The sequence below is a fragment of the Senegalimassilia sp. genome, from assembly GCF_977052095.1.
In genome coordinates, this window is the sequence record NZ_CDRSTZ010000039.1 from 1 (window position 1) to 18,868 (window position 18,868).

The following is an 18,868-nucleotide window of genomic DNA, read 5'->3' on the forward strand; positions in this document are numbered from 1 at the left end:
TTTCGAAGCCGAAAAGCGGTCGCGTTTGTGCGGCCGGGAAAGCTTGCCGCTCTGACTGATCCTATTGCCTGATCGAGCTTGGACGGCGGGAAGCCGTCCTATTTCCCGAAGAATGCGCAAGTGAGGCTTGTTGGCAAGCTGCTGCTTTCTCGTGCGCAGCCGTCCTATTTCCCGAAGAATGCGCGGGTGAGGCCGGCTCGGGTTTGCGTGTCGGTCTTGCTGTAGATGTTGGTCAGGTGACGTTGCACCATACGCAGCGAAATGCCCAGGTCATCGGCCACTTGCTTGAGCGGGCGCTCGTCGGCGGTCACGGCGCGCAGCCCTTCTTCCTCGCGCGGCGTCAGGCCGCTTCGGCTGATGAACTCGACCTGCATCTCCTCCACAGTCGGCGCGGCCGCGGCGGCAAGGCCCGCCTTGATGGCCTCGCGTTCCCCGACCGTCGACGGCAGGCGGAACAGCCCGGCACCCACGAACGCAACGCTGACCAGCACGAACAGGATCAGCGACGCGATCATCGCGGCCGCGATGCCCGATTGCGTCAGCATCATGGAGACCCCTGACACGGTGAACGTGCACAGGTTGTTGGCGGCGCGGCCCATGCCTGCCCACAGCTGCGGCGTGCGCATGCGCGGCGCCAGCTGCAAAAACGTGGTGGTGAAGAACGTGACGAAGAACCCGGAGTTCAGATAGAACACGATCAGCCCGATCACGGGGCTTGCCCCGGCCTCAACGGCCAGGATGATATGGTGGACAGCGCCGTGACCGCGAACATGATGAACCCCATGTAGCGGCGCTCGCGGATGTCGAACAGGGCGCCGGCGGCAAGGCCGCTAGCCGCAAGGAACAGGCGCGGCCACGTTTCGACCGAGAACACGGCGCTCCTTGCCGTGCGAATGATTGGACCTGCATTCGATTCTACCAATGCCTATGTGCCGCGCCGGTTAAAAGTTGCAAGCGGCGCGCTTTTGCTGTGCGAGGGTGGGAGGGGATCCGCATGTGGGGAGGCGGTTGGTTGCGGCTTAAATGCGCTCGATTGGTTTTCTCTACTGTTCGACGGTTTCGCTCACTAGATTTGCCAGCTTCTCCAGGTCGTTGGCATTGGGGTGGGATAGGGCTTTGTCGAAGTTTTCGATCATGGCGTCGATGTTGGGCATATGGTCAGGCTGTTCCTTCATTTTCACGTAACGCTCGCGCACGGAATGCGGCATTTTGCCCTGGCACATGAAGGCTCCGATCACGATGTTGCTGTCGTCGATGAATGCTTTCGTCTTGTCCAGAATCGCTTGGAAATATGCCTCGCTGCCGCCAAAGCCGGCGGTGCCGAACAGGAAGACCTTCCTGTTCTTCAACTGCCCCAGCAGCTGCTGCGTTGCCTGGTCCGCTACGCCCTGGTTCGTCCAAAAGCCCACGAACAGCGTCTCCGACGCGGGGATTGCGCTGCTGGCGCAGCTGCCGTCATCGTTCCCATTCACGCTCCCGAAATACTCGCACGTCCCTTCCGGCAGCGTCTTGCGAACAGCCTCCGCAAGCTCGGCGGTATTCCCTGTTCTGCTGCTGAACACGATCGAATAACCCTTGCTGCTCATACCTGCCCTGCCTTCCATTGCTTGCGAACGTTCTTGCTTTCCGAAGCGGAATCGTTATTGCATTGATTCTATCCCTCGGCAAGCTTTCCAGCACAGCGGCGCCCGCTGTTTTCACTGCATTGCCTTGCTGTTTTCCCATTCCGAAAGGCTTTGTCTCGAAACTTAAGCTGCTAAAGGAAGCTTCATCGGGTTTCGTGGCTCAGATTGCGAGTTTTCCGAAATGACGGCGAGGGCTGTCGGCTTGATTTCGTGAATTCGCTGCGTTTGATGCATTCCGCGCTTCGTTCATTGATTCCTTGATTGAATAGAGGGCTATAGCAAGAGCCCGTTGCCTTAATTGCTTTCAGCAACTTGATAATAGTCGGCTACCACCTTCACCATTGCCGGGGGTTCTTGTACTGACGTGTAGCAATCGAGAACGATGGTCTCGCCATTAAGCCAGTGGCTGGCGTACATTCCTGTTGTTTCGACTTTCACATTGCTTTCGTCGAACAGTTCGACCTTGAACGAGATGGTGTCGAAATCATATCCCGTATTGTTCGTCACCGTTGCCTTGCCGGTATAGGTCGAATACTGTTCGGTGAATTCTGGGACAATTGATGCTGCAAGCGATTCCACGGCGGCTCTTTCGTCATTCTCACGCGTGACTTTCTTGCCGTGGCTTACAAGATCGTTCAGGCTGTCTTGGTGCGAGCCTGATACGGTGAGTCCGTAATCGTCGACAAAAAGGCGAAGCAGTTCGGTTCGCTTGTCGTAGGCTTTTTGCCAATCTTGCGTGCATTTATCCTTGTCGGTTTCATACAGCCCTGCGGCAGCGCGCTGGTCCTTCAAAGCGTTGATGTATGCAATCGCGTTTTCTTGCAGTTTGCTGTCTTGGAATTGTGCTGTTTGATATTGCTCAACTTGAGATAGTTCGGCATCAACGATTTTCTCGTAGTACTCAACCGACTTTTCCGCGTTGGGCGACTGATTGACTAGCGTATCGCGAGCTTCGTAGCCTTTTGCAAGTGAGGCGATAAAGGCTTCGTCGGCATATTGAGGCTCGCTTTGATTTGGGCTTTGACTGGTGCAACCTGTCAGCAGGAGAGCGCACGCGATGATCGTGCATAGGGGGATAAGCACGTGCTTCTTCATGACCGCATCCATTTGACTACCTGCCTTAATTCGCTACAACAGCGTCTTTTTGTTCGCTGTCAAGCACATCGGGGTAGACGCTGCTGGAGAGTTCAGCTCCAGATTCGTCAACAATGCTGACGGTGCATTTGACGGGTTGGCCGGCAATTTGCTGGTACATGCAAGAAATGATTCCGGCTTGGAGAGGGGCGAAGGCTTCCCGCAGGCCAACTTGGCTGCTGCTGGTGGTTAGAGTTACGTTGGAAAATTGATCGTCGTACTGAATTGCGGTGATGGTTTGCCAGTTTTCGCTGTTGGCGGTGCCTAATCTGCTTGAGGTGGTTGTTTGTCGTCGGCGTCAATGAAATTGTTTGCGACTCGCTCTGTGGCATTCATCTCGAAGGGTATTTAGCTTGCGAGGTGACCGCCGTTAGTCCGGTAGTGCTATTATGCACGAGCGGTATAACTCGCCGTAGTCGTTCAGTCCGTTGCTCGTTTTGTTGATGCCGTGCGTCTGTATTTCGTTCGAAAGCGCGTCTTCGATGCGTGTCAACTTGGCATCGTTCAGGTTTTCGAACGCCACGGGAAACCCCAATGTTCGCAGCAGGTTTTCCTGCGCTTCGGTAAGCGACTTCATTGCTGGCCTCTCTTCCGCTGCCCCTCTGCTCTTGCCTACTTGCTTGCGCGCGGTGCTTGGTCTCGTGGTAAAGGTTGTTTCATTAATGAACAAGCACACGAGGCGTCTGTGCCTTGCTTGAACATGCCTTTCAGGCGGATGAGCAGGGGATTTTCGCTTTGCTCTGCTGCAAATTCCGATTGCGAGAAAAACCGTATTTGCGGCAGCGTAACTCGGTTCGCTCCACCTGGACGATCTCTTCGCGAATCATCGCCTGGTCGATAGGCGTCTTCCGGAATTTCCCCTCGAAAAGGATACAGCCTTCCGGGTCGCGCGTGACCGTGTTAGTTCGGTTGAAACCGAGTCGGTTACGTCCGAACTAATGTTTAATCTGTTGACGCCATAGGACAAGGGTCGATTTTCGCCTCATGCCGTGGGGTGATTACTGCACCTTGAGCAAGTACATGAGGATGAAAACCGGTGCTAAGAGGAAGTAGATGAGCCATGTCATAGCGAAATCCTTTCTTTGGGCGACTTACTTTCTTGCGTTGCGCAGCATCTTCAAGACGAAAATCGTCGCGAGCGAGACGGCAACGGATAGTGCGATCGTTTTCATGGGCGCTCCGTTCTAGCTACGATGTGCGTGCCGGCATTTTTCGAGTTTGCGCCTTTCGCGGCCTGCGCGAAATATCTGGAACGATATGAAGGCGATGATGAAGTTTCTGGCGAAGTCTTCCACTGCTGCTCCTTTTACTGCGGGATGGTTGTTGCCTGTGCTTTTCGCTTTGCTGCCTCTTGGTATGCGTCTCAGCTTAGCGGCTTTTCGCCTTGCAATCATTAGCTGGCGGCTATGACTGTTCTCAGATTGCTAATTGTTGCTAATCAATATTTTTCCTGTTCAAGCGCCGATTTTCTTTCGGATTGAACGGCGTTTCGCAGCATCGAAAGTGCCCCTCTTGGGACGATTTATACCAGAATTCGTACCGTTCGCCTTGCCGAAGCGGCAAGCTTCGCGCGGCGAAGCTCGCTGCCCAAGCCGTGTGGTGTAAAGCGGCAATTTAATTGCCAATGAAATTCAAGGTCACAAGGTTAGTTCGGTTGGAACCGAGTCGGATGGGGCCGAGCTAATGGGGTATTTGCGTGGTGCGGGTGAGCCTTCCTTGTGTGCGGCTTGCAGTCTGGGTTTGAGGCTGACGGGCGATGCCGGGTTTCGTCGGTTGGGGTGATCAGCGAACGTCTGTTTGGTAGTTTTGCTGTGAACATATTTCTGCGCGGCGAAACATCGTGTTAAAGTTTCACTCTTGGAAAACGGTCGCCGGCAATTCTGGCCCGGCGGCAACATCTTGCAGTGCGGCCAGCCTTGGCGCCGGCGCGCTGCTGCGGGCAATAAACGGCAGCCGAAAGGGCGGCAAGCCGTACGGGAAATATCAGCATCGAAAGAGTGAGCATGGCAAAAAGCACGGCCAATTACGGCAACGACAGTATTCGGCAGTTGAAGGACGAGGAGCGCGTTCGTCTGCGCCCTGCGGTTATTTTCGGCTCCGACGGTTTGGACGGCTGCGCGCACGCCGCCTTCGAGATCCTGTCGAACTCGGTCGACGAGGCGCGCCAGGGATATGGCAACCTTATCACGCTCACCGCTTTCGCCGACGGCTCCATCCAGGTGGAGGACAATGGTCGCGGCTGCCCGCTGGATTGGAACCCCACCGAAAAGCGCTTCAACTGGGAACTGGTGTTCTGCGAGCTGTACGCCGGCGGCAAATACAACAACAACGAAGGCGGCGACTACGACTTCTCGTTGGGCACGAACGGCTTGGGCTCGTGCGCCACGCAATACGCTTCCGAATACATGGACGTCACCGTGTGGCGCGACGGCAACAAGTATCAGCTGCACTTCAAGAAGGGCAAGGTTGTTGGCGCGAAGAAGAAGGCGCTGCAGGTTGAGCCCACGGACGAAACCCGCACGGGTACCACTATCAAATGGCGCCCTGACCTGGAAGTATTCACGTCTATCGATATTCCGGCCGAATGGTATCGCGAAACGATGCGCCGCCAGGCGGTCGTGAACGCCAACGTCACGTTCCGCCTGCGTCTTGAGGGCCCGGAAGGATTCACTGAAGAGGAGTTCTGCTACCCGAAGGGCATCGAGGACTACGTGTTGGAAAAGGTGGGCACCGACTACCTGACCGAGCCGTTCTTCATCCAGGCCGACCGCCGTGGCCGCGACCGCGACGACCTGCCCGATTACAACGTGAAGATCACCGCGTGCCTGTGCTTCTCGCGCACGTTCCAGATGCAGGAGTACTACCACAACTCGTCATGGCTGGAAAACGGCGGCTCGCCCGAAAAAGCGGCTCGCAGCGCGCTGACCAGCGCCATCGACTCGTACATCAAGTCGCAGGACAAGTACAACAAAAACGAATCGGCTATCAAGTGGCAGGACGTGCAGGACTGCCTGGTGCTGGTGACGAACTGCTTCTCCACGCAAACGTCGTACGAGAACCAAACGAAGAAGGCCATCAACAACCGCTTCATTCAGCAGGCCATGACGGCGTTCTTCAAGGAGCGCCTGACCACGTACCTTATCGAGAACAAGGATGCGGCCAACAAAATCATGGAGCAGGTGCTCATCAACAAGCGTTCGCGCGAAAACGCCGAGAAAACGCGCCAGAGCATCAAGACGAACCTGCAGCAGAAAACCGACATGGCCAACCGCGTGCAGAAGTTCATCGATTGCCGCTCAAAGGACAAAGCGCGCCGCGAAATCTACATCGTAGAGGGCGATTCGGCTGCAGGCGCCATCCGCACGTCGCGCGATGCCGAGTTCCAGGGCGTTATGCCTGTTCGCGGTAAGATTCTCAACTGTCTGAAGGAGGATTACCCGCGCATCTTCAAGTCCGACATCATCATGGACCTGCTGCGCGTGCTCGGCTGCGGCGTCGAGGTCAAAGACAAGCGCATGAAGAACCTTGGCACGTTCGATCTGGACAACCTGAACTGGAACAAGGTCATTATCTGCACCGATGCCGACGTTGACGGTTACCACATTCGCACGCTTATCCTCACCATGCTGTACCGCCTCGTGCCCACGCTTATCGATGAGGGTTACGTGTACATCGCCGAGTCGCCGCTGTACGAGATCAACTGCAAGGAGAAAACGTACTTCGCCTACACCGACCTGGAGAAGAACAACATCCTGAAGGAAATCGGCGACCAGAAATGCTCCATCAACCGGTCGAAGGGTCTTGGTGAAAACGACCCGGACATGATGTGGCTGACCACCATGAACCCCGAAACGCGCCGCCTTATCAAGGTGGAGCCCGAGGACATGGCCATTATGGAATCGATGTTCAACCTGCTTTTGGGCAACGACGACGAAGGTCGTAAGCGGCATATCGCCGAGCATGGCAAGGAATACCTCGACCAGCTTGACCTGCAGTAACGCGCCCGCGCGCTAAGCGCCATACGCAAATGAAGCACCCGGGCGGCCCGCGCGGCCGCCTCACACACGCACCAAGGGGAAACCGTGGCAAAGAAGAAAACGAAAACCGCACCGAAGAAAAAGCACGTCGACAATCCGAACGTCATCGGCCTGCACTCCGAGGTGGTGGCGCAGCCCATCACGCGCACGCTTGAAGTGAACTACATGCCCTACGCCATGAGCACGAACGTGTCGCGCGCGTTCCCGGAAATCGACGGGTTCAAGCCGTCGCACCGCAAGCTGCTGTACACCATGTACAAGATGGGCCTGCTCAACGGCGCGCGCCAGAAAAGCGCGAACATTGTCGGTCAAACCATGAAACTGAACCCCCACGGCGACGCCGCCATCTACGAAACCATGGTGCGTCTGGCCACGGGCAACGAAGCGCTGCTGGCGCCGTTCGTGGAATCGAAGGGCAACTTCGGCAAATACTACTCGGGCGACTTGAGCTACGCTGCCTCGCGTTATACCGAGGCAAAGCTTTCGCCCATCTGCGCCGAAATCTTCAAGGACATCGACAAAGACCCGGTGGATTTCGTGGACAGCTACGACGGCGCCATGAAGGAGCCGCGCCTGCTGCCCACCACGTTCCCCAACATCCTGGTGTCGGCGAACAAGGGCATCGGCGTTGCCATGGCGTCGGACATTTGCGGCTTCAACCTGAACGAAGTGTGTACGGCCACCATGCACTTCCTGGAAGACCCTGACTGCGACCTGCTGGAGTACATGCCCGCGCCCGATTTCTCCACCGGCGGCGAAATCATCTACCGCCGCGAGGAAATGGAGCGCATCTACAACACGGGCACGGGCGGCTTCCAGATTCGCTCGCGTTGGCGCTATTTGCCCGACGAGCGCATCATCGAGGTGTACGAGATTCCCTACACCACGAAAACCGACATCATCATCGAGCGCATCGTGAAGCTGTCGAAAGAGGGCAAGGTGCGCGAGATTGCCGATATCCGCGACGAAACGGACCTGTCGGGCCTGCGCATCGCCATCGACCTGAAGCGCGGCGTGGACCCCGAAATGCTAATGGCGAAGCTGTTCAAGTCCACCACGTTGCAAGATCCGTTCTCATGCAACTTCAACGTGCTGGTAGACGGCTATCCGCGCGTCATGGGCGTGCGTCAAATCCTGCAGGAATGGGTGAACTGGCGCGTCGATTCCACGCGGCGCCGCATGAACTTCGACCTGGGGAAGAAAACCGACCGCCTGCACTTGCTGCACGGCTTGGAAGCCATCCTGCTTGACATCGACAAGGCCATCGCCATCATCCGTAACACGAAGCTGGAAGCCGACGTGGTGCCCAACCTTATGAAGGGCTTCGGCATCGACGAGGTGCAGGCCGAGTTCGTGGCCGAGATCAAGCTGCGCAACATCAACGAAGAGTACATCATGAAGCGCACGGCTGACATCGCCAACCTTGAGCGTGATATCGCCGAGCTGCGCGATACCCTTGCCAGCGAGAAGAAGATCAAGCAGGTCATTCATGACGAGCTGGCGCAGGTGAACAAGAAGTACGTCATGCCGCGCAAAACCGGTCTGGTGAATCCGTCCGAGGTAGTCGAGGTTAGCCTGGAACCCGAGGTGGAGGAATATCCCGTTACCATGATGTTGTCGCGCGACGGCTATCTGAAGAAGATGACTGATCGCGTGCTGCGCAAGGCCACCACGCTGAAGTACAAAGATGGCGACGAGCCGTTCATCGAGTTCGAGTCGTTCAACACCCACGAGCTTTTGGTGTTCACGAACAAGTGCCAGGTGTACAAGTGCAAGGTGTCGTCGTTCGAGGACACGAAGTCGGCCCAGCTGGGGTCGTATCTGCCCACCGATTTGGACATGGATGCCGATGAAAGCGTCACGTGGGTTATCGACCCGGGCGACTATAAGGCCGACGTGCTGTTCGCGTTCGAAAACGGCCGCGTGGCGCGCGTGGCGCTGTCGGGCTACGTCACGAAGACGAACCGCAAGCGTCTGAAGAACGCCATCTACGGCGGCAGCAAGCTGCTGTTTGCCACGGTGCTGACCGAAGAGCGCGACCTGGCGCTGGTGTCCAGCGATTACCGCCTGGTGAACTTCAACACGTCGCTGCTGAAAACGAAGACCACGAACTCCACGCAGGGCGTGCAGGCGTTCACCGTTAAGGGCAGCCGCACCGTTACCATGGTGGGCACGGCCGAGGAATTCCTGGGCGAGAAGGCGCCGCTTGACAAGTTCCGCGCCGCCAGCTTGCCTTCGTCGGGAGCGCCCATGAAGGAAACGGACATGAAAAGCCTGTTCGACGAGCTGTAAGGTGCTCACAGGCTGGACCCGACAAGGGGACAGGTCACTTGTCAGGTTTTACGAGGTGAGGCGTGGCAACGTTGTGGCCTGTGCACTTGGTAACGTAGATTGTTGGGCCGCTGGTCTTGCGCTTGGCGTGCGATGAGGCCAGCGGCGTTTTCGGTTTGCTAGCTTTCGAATGCTTCGCGTAGGATTGCGGCGAAGTCGGCGCCGGGCTTGGCGGCTTGTGCCAGCAGGGCGTCTTTTTGGTCGCGGGCGAGGCGCTTGAAGCGGTATTCGGCGCTCATGGCGTCGTGCTTCGTGGCGAACTGGGCAACGGCCAGCAAGTTGAGCGGCCCGCGGCCGCGCGTGTATTTTGCGCCGGTGCCCGCGCGATGCGCCGCCAAGCGTGCTTCAACGTCGGGCGTGTAGCCGGTGTACAGGCTGCCGTCGGCGCATTCGAGCACGTACATGAAGTGTGGCTTTGTCGATTGCTCGGGTGTGGTATTCGGCGCAAGTTTGAGCTCTTTTCCCAGCTCAGTGGCTAGTTCTGGCAGAAGTTTTGCCATGGTGGCGTCGATGGTGCGCTTCTTTAGCTGGCATTCCCAGATTACGTGGACGCGCCAGCCCATGTCGGTCAGCTGGCGTAGGTTTTCTTCGTCGCGCTCGATGTTGCGAGCGAACTTCGCCTGCCAGTAGTCGGTGTTCTTCTTCGGCGTGCTGGGGTTGCAGTGCGGGCAGCGGTGCCAGAAGCAGCCGCGCACCTCGATGGCCACGTGCTTGCCTGGCCAGGCGATATCGGGATGCCCCGGCACCTTCCATTGCAGGCGGTAGCCGCCCAGCCCGGCGGCGCGCAGGCGTTCGCGCACCACCAGCTCGGGCTTGGTGTTCGCGCGCTTGTTGCCCTGCATGCTTTTGTGCACCGACCAGCTAGACGCCGCTGGCGCCTCCACGCGCACCGTGGCGTATTGGACGCGCGGGCTGGCGGCTGTGCGCTTCTGCGTGTGCTCGTCGGCGCCGGGCGCGATGAGCACGCCGGCGGTGTCGTCGGCTGTTACGCCGGCGGTGTCGTCGGCTGTTACGCCGCGCGCTTCGCCGTTGGCGCTTTCGGCTGTGGAGTTGGTATTTTCGTTCGCGTAGTTGCCTTTGTTTGCAAGTTTGCTTGCGATCGTGGGCTTGACTTCCGCTTTCGCGTTGGAGGGCTCGACTTCTGTTTTCGCGCTTTTCACCTGCACTTTCGCCGTGACGAAGCTGCGTTTGATGCCGCTTTGGGGAAGCGCTTCGCCCAGCGTGCCGTCGGCGGCTGCAGCCAGAAGTGGCGCAAGCTCGGCGTGCCAGCGCTCGGTCAGCCGGTTGAGGTCCCATTGCGCGTTCGCGGGGCTTGTCGAGGGAAGCACGTGCGCCGCCAGCCCCACCTGCCATTGCAGGTAGCGCTTGTACAGGCGCCCGGCTGTGCCGCCGTTGCACACCACGGCGCCGATGTGCGCCGTTTCCAGTACGCGCTCGACCTGCGCCGGAACCACGTTTTTGATGCTGGCGTCGCTTGAGCCCTTGATGTCGCACGACTCGATGACGTCCCACAGCGCGATGCCGTGCGCCAACAGCAGCTGCTTCTTCGCTGCAATAGACTCGGCAAGCGAGGCGTGGTTGGCGGGGCCTTCGCCTTGCGCCGTTGTCTTGGTGGAACTTGCTTCGCCCCATTTCGGCGTAGCGGGCCGATGAATGCCGTTTGCGCTGGTGGGGGGCAAGATCTGCTCGGTTGTCGTGTCGCGGTACGCAGACGCGCCGGCCGGTGAAGGCGCCGTCGCCATCGGCTCGCCCTCGTTTGGCGGAACGGGCTCATCTAAGCAGGCGGCCATGACGCGCCAGAAGCGGTTTTGCGGGTTTCCGTAGTAGAACGCGTTTTTGCGCGACTGCACCGAGGGGAACGACCCGAGCACGAGGATGCGCGAGCGGTCGTCGAACACAGGCTCGAACCCGTGCGAGATATGTTGGTAATCGGACATGTGGCTAAGTATAGCGAAACGTGCCGAGGTGCTTTCGATAACCATTTTCGGGATGCTACATAAGCCGCTCAGCATGCCAGGCTTGGCGGGGGATAGGCGGAGGGTTCGCGTTAAATCACATACATGAGCCGGTTTTGAACGCAATAGGGTGAAAAAGTCCTTTACGTATGTGATTTAACGCTGCCTAGTCGCGCTAAGTCCCAAACCCGAGGCAATTTTTAACCGATTTCCGTTCGGAAAGTCGTCGAGTTTGGGACTTGTGCCGCCTACGCCGGGTTCTCGTGGATCATGATGTGCTTGACGGTGGGGAACGTGCGCTCGACGGCATCGTGCGCGGCCTCGGCGATGGCGTGCGCGTCCACCAGGCGCAACTGCCCGTCCACGGCGATTTCCGCGTCCACGTATACCTTGCTGCCGAACTTGCGCGTGCGCAGGTTGTCGATGCGCACGACGCCGGGCTGCGCCAGGATGCAGTCGCGCACCTCAAGCTCGAACGTGGGCGCGCACGGCGTGTCCGTGACCTTGTTCACGGCGTCGCGCAGCACTTCGAAGGCCACCTTGAAGATGATCAGGCAGATCACAGCCGAGGCCAGCGGGTCGCACACGCCCCAGCCAAGCATGGCGCCGCCGATGCCCACCAGCGCGCCGATCGACGACAGCGCGTCGGAGCGGTGGTGCCACGCGTCGGCCATGAACGCGTCGGAGTTCATCACGCGCGCCCAGTGCCGCGTGTACCAGAACATGCCTTCCTTCACCACGATGCTGACGATGGCGGCCGAAAGCGCTAGCCAGCCTGGTGCCGCGGCGGTCTTGTACGCGCCGGTGACGATGGACTCCACGGAGGCGAACCCGATGCCCGCGCCCGTGGCGGCCAGGATGAGGCCAAGCGCCATGGACGCCAGGCATTCGAAGCGCTCGTGGCCGTAGGGGTGGCTTTCGTCGGCGGCGCGCTGCGACAGGCGCACGCCCACGAACGCGATGGCCGTGGCGGCCACGTCGGACAGCGAGTGCACGGCGTCGGAAACCATAGCGGCCGAGTTGCCGAAGATGCCCGCGAACAGCTTGAACGCCGACAGCGCGATGTTGCCCGTCACGCCCACGCCCGCCAACTTGTTCGCGATGCGCCGCTCGTCGGCAGGCGAGGGGGAGAACTCGACGGGTGCGGCCAGCTTGTGGGTATTGGGGTTGACAGGAGAGCTTTCTGCACCGTTTGTGGGCGCGGGATGCGGCGAGCTTGCGGCAGGCTTGCCTTCTGCGTCGGCGGTGTGCTGCACGGTCTTCGTCGTCGGGGAATCTTCGTTTATGTCGTTCTGTTTGATGGTGCTCATGGTCGGTCGTCTCCTGGTAGCCGGGTTCGTTGCAGCTCTTGCTTGGCTGTGCCGGCTCCAGGGCGCTTACTATATAAAGAAAACGCGCCCGCGGGAACCAGCTTACTGTCCCGCAGACGCGCGTGTGCGTTTCTGCTGCCTGTTTGTGCAGGCCCGGCTCCATGGCGGCGCGCGCCACGGCCTGATCAGATTGCGCTGTTGAGCTCGCGCCCTGCGGCGGTTCGGCGCCGGCCCTGCGGCCGTGCGCGCCCGCGCCACCAAGACGCAATGCAGTGCAAAGAGCACCCTCATAGTAAGGCTCGCGCCCTGGTATGTCACCGGTTACTTGCCAGTTGTGAAGGCTTTGCGAGAGGGCGAGCGGTATGATGGCGAGACGGGGGTCTGCCCTTGCGTTCTCCCCTTCGCTCGCGACTTCGCTACTTTCCCCGTTTCGCTAGCTCGGCGGACATGGCATCGAGGTCGGCGGCTTGCATGAGGTCGATGAGCTGCTGCTGGGAGTGCACGTCGAGCTTCGTATAAATATGGTAGGTGTGCGTGTTCACCGTGCCTGCCGATATGAGCAGCTCCTCTTGGATGCGCGCGGCGGTGCGGCCGAGCGACAGCAGGTGGAACACGTCTACCTCACGCTTCGACAGGCCGTAGTAGGAGCCGATGATTCGGCAGCGTTCGAGCAGCGGTTTCTTACGCTTCGTCGGTGCCGCGGCTGCAGGCGCCTCGCCGTCCACGCGTCCTCGCTCTCTTTGCTGCGTACAGCTTTCTGCGTTACAACTTCGGCATCGTTGCAGGTCGTCGGGCACGCTTGCACGCAAGTTCCCATTCGCGTCGCCGCTTCTCGTCGCAACCCCAGCCGGCCCTGCAGCGCCCGCGCTGCCGGATACCCGCCCGGCTGTCGCGTCTCCCTTCGCGACCTTCGCGTCGCCCGCAACGCCGCTTGTCACAGCTCCTGTCCTTATGTACCCGCCGGGGGACATGCCCATCTCAACGCCGCTCGCTGTCGCAGCTCCTATCCTCGCACTTCCGTCCGAAGTCGCTGCCATGTTGTTTTCCAGCAACGTCTGCGGGCTTTCGCCGTCCAGCTCGGAGTCGTACAGATTCAGGTCGTTCTCGGTAAATACGTACAGGTACGAGAACACGATGGCGCCGATGGCCAGGCCCGATGCCAGGACCAAAAACGAATGGCTCATGGCGAAGCTGCCGGAAAGCGCTCGAGACAGCAAGCTTCCCGCGATTACGCCGATGGCCAGCGTGGCTCCGCGGCCTATGCCGAATACCTGTACGAACGTGTACTGAAAGCGGTTGGCCGCGTCGCACAGCGTCACCCACACGACGATTTCGAACACCGTGTAGCCGATGGTGACCAGCAGGTAGGGTAGCGAGGTCCCCATGCCCAGCGACGGCGCCACCACGAACCCTAGCACGCACACCAAGATGACCGGCTTGTACAGCAGTTTGATGGAGAATCGTTTTCCCAGCGTGATGACCAGGGTGAATAGCGCAACGGCTACCACCGCGCCGATGGCGAACAGCGTTGCGTAGCCTAGATCGAACGCATCGGCGCTGTGCACCGAATACGTGTCGCGCATGAAGCCGGTGGCCACGCCCAGAATAAGCGCCGCAGCGATGAACTTTGCTACAAGTTTTCCGGGGATGCTCTCGCCCATGGGCTCGGGCTGGCGTTCCTCTGCCTGCGCGAGGGTGATGGAGCTCGCCGTTTTGATGCAGGCTTCGGCGGCGAAGGGCAGGGCGAACACGATGGGCGTGTAGAACGCCCCTGGCGTCAAGAACACCGCCATGGTGGCCGCCGCGGCGATGGCCGTTGCGATAAGCGTTTCCAGCGCGCACGTCCGCGTGTCGGTTGCGCGGTACGCCCGTCCCAGGTCAAGCAGGATCAGCGCCGAACCCAAACCTGTTCCCACGCCGGCGACGGCCACCGTCAGCTGCCCGGGTAAGGCCGCTCCCAGGCTCGGCAACGCAATCGGCGCGATTCCCGCTGCGCACAGCATGGGCCCGACGAGGAACCCTCCGCGCGCGTCGAGCAACGCAGTGACGCGCTGGTGAACCGCTCCGGCGCACAGCAGCGCGGCGGCGAGCGTGATCACCGACACAAGGTAGACCATTTCGCTTGTTCCCCAACGCTGCTCGGGCGCAATGCCGCGGAACAGCACCGAGCTGAAAAATAGCAGGCATATCCAAGTTCTATTGCAAGCGTAGCCGGCGCAGCGCCAAACTGATGCCGCCCGCGTTTTCGTCATGCCACTTGGCGCGGCTTCCCCGTTTCCCATTCGCATTCCCCTCTTGGTGCGTGGCGCCCTTGCGCGGCGTCAACCTCCCCTTGACCGCCGCAGCGCCTTTTTCAACATGGCCATTATGCCGTCAAACGGTCGTGAATTTCATCATAAACCCTTTATGATTTTGCGTTGACGTGGGGTTATTTCATAAAGCGTTCATGATGCATTCGCCATTTTGGCTCCGTATAGTCGGCCTCGTGAACGGCGATGGGGCGCTGGCCGGCAAGGTTGGCCCGCCGAGGGTCACCGCCGTTTTGGGGATACAACCAACGACAGAAGGAGGAGGAAATGGCGAAGCTGAACGTCTCGCGACGCACGTTCGTGAAGATGACCGCGGCCACCGCGGCCGTTGCCGCCATCGGCGCGACCGCTGGCTCGGCGCTGGCGGAAGAGCCCTACACCGCGGCGGACAGCGCGGGGCAGGTGCGGCGCATCCGCACGTGCTGCCGCGGCTGCGGCAAGATGGAATGCGGCGTCTGGGTGACCGTGGAAAACGGCCGCGCCGTCAAGATCGAGGGCGACGAGAGCGCCCCGCATTCCATGGGAAGCTGCTGCGCGAAGTCGGTGTCGTCGATCCAGGCGTGCTACCACCCCGACCGCCTGCGCTACCCTATGAAGCGCACCCAGCCCAAGGGTGAGGACCCCGGCTGGCAGCGCATCAGCTGGGAGGAAGCGCTCGACACCATCGTCAAGGGCATCGAAAACGTCAAGGCGAAGTACGGCGGCGAGTCGCTGTTCACCATGGGCGGTACCGGGCGCATCTGGTGCATGAGCCCGTACGCCGGCTATGGCAGCTGGTTCATGACGCCGAACACGGCGGTGGCCTGGCAGGTGTGCAAGGGCCCGCGCCACTTCTCCAGCGCGCTTACCAGCGAATACAACCATAGCTGGTCGGCGTCGGTCGAGCGTCCGCCGGTCTACACCATCTGGGCCTCCACGCCTGAGGTGTCCAACTACGACGAGGCCGGCCGCTCGGTCACCGACGAGGTGTTCCAGGCCGACACGTTCATCTCGGTGGACCCGCGCACGACCGCGCTCGGTAAAGAGGCCGACATCCACCTGGCCCTGCGCGCCGGCACCGACACGGCGCTTGCGCTGGCCATGTGCGACGTCGTCATCAAGCACGACCTGGTGGACTGGAAGTTCGTGCGCCGCTGGACGAACGCGCCGTTCCTCGTCGTCGACGACAAGGAGCCCTCGGGCCCCGAGATCCCGCACATCTTCCACGGCCCGAACATGATCAAGACGAAGCTTTTGACCCAGGCCGACCTGCAGGAAGACGGCAGCCCCTACAAATATATGGTGTGGGACAACGCTTCTGGCTCGCTCAAGTGGTTCAACGCCACCGGCCAGCGCGCCGCCGCCGACCCGACCTACGACCCGGCCGTCGACCCTGAGTGCAATTGCTGGGAAGGCGAGCAGCCGTGGAAGCGCTATGACGGCACGGGCCACAAGGACAGCTGGTCGCGCCGCAACTTCAAGGGCATGGAAGGCCAGGCGAACCTGCGCGAGGGCCAGTCCCAGGCATGGCTTCCCGACGAGGACGACTTCGAGTCCATCGACCCTGCGCTGCTCGGCAGCTTCGAGGTGACGTTCAAAGACGGCAGCAAGCACACGGCCATCCCCGTGTGGCAGAAGTTCGTCGACCGCTGCGATGAGTACGCTCCGGAGAAGGCGGCGAAGATCTGCGAGCTGGACCCGGCGCTTATCGAGAAGGCGGCGCTCGCCTATGCCACGCGCAAGGACCCGCGCTGGGGCAACGGCGGCATCCTGTACCAGCTGGCCATCGAGCACCACGGCAACTCCATCATGAACTGCCGCGCCATCGAGCTTCTGACGTGCATCACCGGCAACACCGACGGCCCGGGCGGCCAGCGCGGCGCCACGAAGATCGACGTCAACTACATGGGTAACTTCTCCGACCAGTCCTACAACGCCAACATCGACAGCCAGCTCAAGCACCCCGAGATTATGGCGAAGCAGCTCGGCCGTGACGAGCACCCGCTGTTCGAGTGGTGGGCGCTGTGGGGCAACGCCAACAGCATCTGGAAGGCCGGCGTCACCGGTGACCCGTACCCGGTCAAGGGCGGCGTGTGCCAGTCGGGCGACTTCATGAACATGGGCAACACCACCATGGCGTGGGATTGCATCAAGCAGCTTGACTTCTTCTTCGACATCGACCTGTGGCATCACCCTACCTCCGAGCTTGCCGACGTCATCCTGCCGTGCCGCCACTGGCTTGAGGTTCCCTGCCCGCGCCAGTCGCAGGGTTCCGGCGGCGCGCTCGGCGCGTGTGTGCCGTGCGTGGAGCCGCTTGCCGAGACGTGGTACGACCCCGAGATCGTCGAGGCGCTGTACAAGCGCGTTGGCATCCCGTGGGGCTGGGATGATGACAACCCGTATCCCACGCTTGAGGAAAAGCTTGACTACGTGGTGCGCGAAGTGGCTCCCTCGTGGAAGGACTATGTGGAGCAGTTCGAGGAAAACGGCTGGTGGGACGTCAAGAAGCTGCGTCCGGACGACTGGGGCACGTATCGCCGCTACCAGACGGGTTTCATGAAGAAGAGCTACACCGAGGCGCCCAATGAGCACAACGTCATCCCCGGCTTCAACACGCCCACGCAAAAGCAGGAGATCTGGTGCACCGTCATGGAGACGTACTGCGGGGCCGAGGACGCGCTTCCCGATTACCGTCCGAACCCCGACAGCCGCGACCGCAACCCGGGCTTGTGGGAGGAATATCCCGTGCAGTGCCTGACCGGCCGACGCATCCCGGTGTACTTTCATTCCGAGCATCGTCAGCTGCCGTGGTGCCGCGAGGTATGGCCCGCGCCGCGCTGCGAGATCAATCCCGATGATGCGCGCGAGTGGGGCATCGAACAGGGCGATTGGGTGTGGATTGAAAGCCCGCACGGCAAGATTCGCCAGACTGCCGACCTGTTCTACGGCGTGCCGCATGGCGTTATCAACTGTGAGCACACCTGGTGGTTCCCCGAGTGTCCCGCGCCCGAGCACGGCTGGCGCTACTCGGCGGTCAATCAGCTGGTGAACAACGACATCGACGACCCGCACTGCGGATCGTCCATCGTCCGCGGCTACCCGGTGAAGGTCTACAAGGCGAAGGAGGGCTGCCCCGACGGCATCATCGCCGACGCGAGCGACCCGCGCCTGAAGGATTGGCTGCCGGTGTACGAGGGGAGGGATAAGTAATGGCTCATTATGCGATTGCGACTGACCTGAACAGGTGCGTTGCCTGCATGGCGTGCAACGCGGCCTGCAAGATGGTCAACAACGTGCCCATCGGGTCGTTCTGGAACAAAGTGCTGCGCATCGGCCCGTCCGAGGGGCTTGAAGGCGGCGAAAAGCCGGGGCGCGACTTCTACTACCTGCCGGTGCAGTGCCAGCACTGCAAGGACCCCGAGTGCGTGAAGGTGTGCCCGACCGAGGCCAGCCACGTGATGCCCGACGGCACCGTGCAGATCGACAAGGCCAAGTGCATCGGCTGCCAGTTCTGCGCGATGGCCTGCCCTTACGGGGTTCGCTATTTGAACGAGGAAGAGCGCGTGGTGGAGAAGTGCACGCTGTGCGAGCAGCAGATTGCCCAAGGCGAGCTGCCGCAGTGCGTGAAGAACTGCGTCGGCATGGCGAAATGGTTCGGCGACGTCGATGGCGATATCCGGGACTTCCGAGGCGTACGCGGCGAGACGATTGGTAGCTTCTGCGAGGAGTTCAGCGACGCCGATGTGCATCACCTGCCCGACGTGGGCAACAAGCCGTCGTTCTTGTACATCCTGCGCGACCATACGTGGAAGGGGGAGGAATAATGACGAGTTCGGTTGTTTGCCTCCCTGGTGCGATGGCGGCAGGGAATCGCCTGATGGCGGGTGTGCTTTGCGGTGCGGTGAGTTGCGGTGTTTCGGCGGGTTGCCGGTGCGCCCGTCCCGGCGCGGGGCTTGTCGGCGCGGCTGCGTTTGGGAAGGAAGGTGAGTAGCATGGAACTGCAATGGCCTTTGATTCTGTTCACCACCCTTACCGCCTGGGCCTGCGGCGTGTTCGGCTGCCAGGGCGTGCTGGCCTTGAAGGGCGCCGGGAAGAAGTCGCAGCAGCTGCTGGCGGTCTTGAGCTGCGTGCTGCTGGCGCTCGGCGGGATCGCGGTGTTCTTCCACCTGCAGCACTGGGAGCGCATCT

Annotated in this window: 13 protein-coding genes and 1 riboswitch; of the genes, 5 read left to right on the forward strand and 8 right to left on the reverse strand. The window is 60.5% G+C overall.

Going from position 1 to position 18,868, the window contains the following annotated elements:
• Window positions 1-164: 164 nt before the first annotated feature.
• The 5 genes from ACWI6D_RS07240 to ACWI6D_RS07260 form a co-directional block, all read right to left on the reverse strand.
• On the reverse strand, window positions 165-710 hold the full coding sequence (locus tag ACWI6D_RS07240; protein ID WP_449134194.1) for a helix-turn-helix transcriptional regulator: 546 nt from the start codon (window positions 708-710) through the stop codon (window positions 165-167).
• Window positions 707-874, reverse strand: a complete 168-nt coding sequence (locus ACWI6D_RS07245) for a hypothetical protein (protein WP_449134195.1) — start codon at window positions 872-874, stop codon at window positions 707-709. The genes ACWI6D_RS07240 and ACWI6D_RS07245 overlap by 4 nt, the downstream gene beginning before the upstream one ends.
• A gap of 169 nt (window positions 875-1,043) precedes the next feature.
• Complete coding sequence (gene bilS, locus ACWI6D_RS07250) at window positions 1,044-1,586, reverse strand: flavodoxin family protein BilS (protein ID WP_449134196.1); 543 nt, start codon at window positions 1,584-1,586, stop codon at window positions 1,044-1,046.
• Between the two features lie 333 nt (window positions 1,587-1,919).
• Window positions 1,920-2,720 (reverse strand): FxLYD domain-containing protein, encoded by an 801-nt coding sequence (locus ACWI6D_RS07255; RefSeq protein ID WP_449134197.1) that lies wholly within the window; start codon window positions 2,718-2,720, stop codon window positions 1,920-1,922.
• A 409-nt stretch (window positions 2,721-3,129) separates the two neighbouring features.
• A complete protein-coding gene (locus ACWI6D_RS07260) occupies window positions 3,130-3,336 on the reverse strand; it encodes a hypothetical protein (RefSeq protein WP_449134198.1) in 207 nt (68 codons plus the stop codon).
• A 1,426-nt stretch (window positions 3,337-4,762) separates the two neighbouring features.
• Here ACWI6D_RS07260 and ACWI6D_RS07265 point away from each other — a divergent pair.
• Window positions 4,763-6,757 carry a DNA gyrase/topoisomerase IV subunit B gene (locus tag ACWI6D_RS07265; RefSeq protein WP_337368148.1) on the forward strand — a complete coding sequence of 665 codons (1,995 nt, stop codon included), beginning with the start codon at window positions 4,763-4,765 and terminating at the stop codon, window positions 6,755-6,757.
• 84 nt (window positions 6,758-6,841) lie between these two features.
• Window positions 6,842-9,088, forward strand: a complete 2,247-nt coding sequence (locus ACWI6D_RS07270; RefSeq protein ID WP_449134199.1) for a DNA gyrase subunit A — start codon at window positions 6,842-6,844, stop codon at window positions 9,086-9,088.
• Between the two features lie 158 nt (window positions 9,089-9,246).
• Here ACWI6D_RS07270 and ACWI6D_RS07275 read toward each other — a convergent pair whose 3' ends face one another.
• From ACWI6D_RS07275 to ACWI6D_RS07285, 3 genes are all read right to left on the reverse strand, one after another.
• Complete coding sequence (locus tag ACWI6D_RS07275) at window positions 9,247-11,064, reverse strand: GIY-YIG nuclease family protein (RefSeq protein WP_449134200.1); 1,818 nt, start codon at window positions 11,062-11,064, stop codon at window positions 9,247-9,249.
• Window positions 11,065-11,330: 266 nt separating this feature from the next.
• Window positions 11,331-12,392: a cation diffusion facilitator family transporter gene (locus ACWI6D_RS07280; RefSeq protein ID WP_449134201.1), complete on the reverse strand. Its 1,062-nt coding sequence runs from the start codon at window positions 12,390-12,392 to the stop codon at window positions 11,331-11,333.
• A gap of 103 nt (window positions 12,393-12,495) precedes the next feature.
• Window positions 12,496-12,591: riboswitch (NiCo riboswitch) on the reverse strand.
• Between the two features lie 217 nt (window positions 12,592-12,808).
• Window positions 12,809-14,674 (reverse strand): LuxR C-terminal-related transcriptional regulator, encoded by a 1,866-nt coding sequence (locus tag ACWI6D_RS07285; RefSeq protein ID WP_449134202.1) that lies wholly within the window; start codon window positions 14,672-14,674, stop codon window positions 12,809-12,811.
• A 294-nt stretch (window positions 14,675-14,968) separates the two neighbouring features.
• Here ACWI6D_RS07285 and ACWI6D_RS07290 point away from each other — a divergent pair, with 294 nt between their 5' ends.
• The 3 genes from ACWI6D_RS07290 to ACWI6D_RS07300 all read left to right on the forward strand — a co-directional run.
• Window positions 14,969-17,890 carry a molybdopterin-containing oxidoreductase family protein gene (locus ACWI6D_RS07290; protein WP_449134203.1) on the forward strand — a complete coding sequence of 974 codons (2,922 nt, stop codon included), beginning with the start codon at window positions 14,969-14,971 and terminating at the stop codon, window positions 17,888-17,890.
• The gene (locus tag ACWI6D_RS07295) at window positions 17,890-18,504 is read left to right on the forward strand and encodes a 4Fe-4S dicluster domain-containing protein (RefSeq protein WP_449134204.1); all 615 of its coding nucleotides are present in this window, start codon (window positions 17,890-17,892) and stop codon (window positions 18,502-18,504) included. Before ACWI6D_RS07290 ends, ACWI6D_RS07295 begins: the two co-directional genes overlap by 1 nt.
• A gap of 168 nt (window positions 18,505-18,672) precedes the next feature.
• On the forward strand, window positions 18,673-18,868 hold a 196-nt coding region (locus ACWI6D_RS07300; protein ID WP_449134205.1), incomplete at its 3' end, for a DmsC/YnfH family molybdoenzyme membrane anchor subunit.

Bases quoted from the DNA above. Each gene is read 5' to 3' on its own strand.
- ACWI6D_RS07280 (WP_449134201.1), bottom strand. From the start codon at position 12,392: ATGAGCACCATCAAACAGAACGACATAAACGAAGATTCCCCGACGACG.
- ACWI6D_RS07260 (WP_449134198.1), bottom strand. From the start codon at position 3,336: ATGAAGTCGCTTACCGAAGCGCAGGAAAACCTGCTGCGAACATTGGGG.
- ACWI6D_RS07290 (WP_449134203.1), top strand. From the start codon at position 14,969: ATGGCGAAGCTGAACGTCTCGCGACGCACGTTCGTGAAGATGACCGCG.
- ACWI6D_RS07255 (WP_449134197.1), bottom strand. From the start codon at position 2,720: ATGAAGAAGCACGTGCTTATCCCCCTATGCACGATCATCGCGTGCGCT.
- ACWI6D_RS07295 (WP_449134204.1), top strand. From the start codon at position 17,890: ATGGCTCATTATGCGATTGCGACTGACCTGAACAGGTGCGTTGCCTGC.
- ACWI6D_RS07265 (WP_337368148.1), top strand. From the start codon at position 4,763: ATGGCAAAAAGCACGGCCAATTACGGCAACGACAGTATTCGGCAGTTG.
- bilS (WP_449134196.1), bottom strand. From the start codon at position 1,586: ATGAGCAGCAAGGGTTATTCGATCGTGTTCAGCAGCAGAACAGGGAAT.
- ACWI6D_RS07285 (WP_449134202.1), bottom strand. From the start codon at position 14,674: ATGGGAAACGGGGAAGCCGCGCCAAGTGGCATGACGAAAACGCGGGCG.
- ACWI6D_RS07275 (WP_449134200.1), bottom strand. From the start codon at position 11,064: ATGTCCGATTACCAACATATCTCGCACGGGTTCGAGCCTGTGTTCGAC.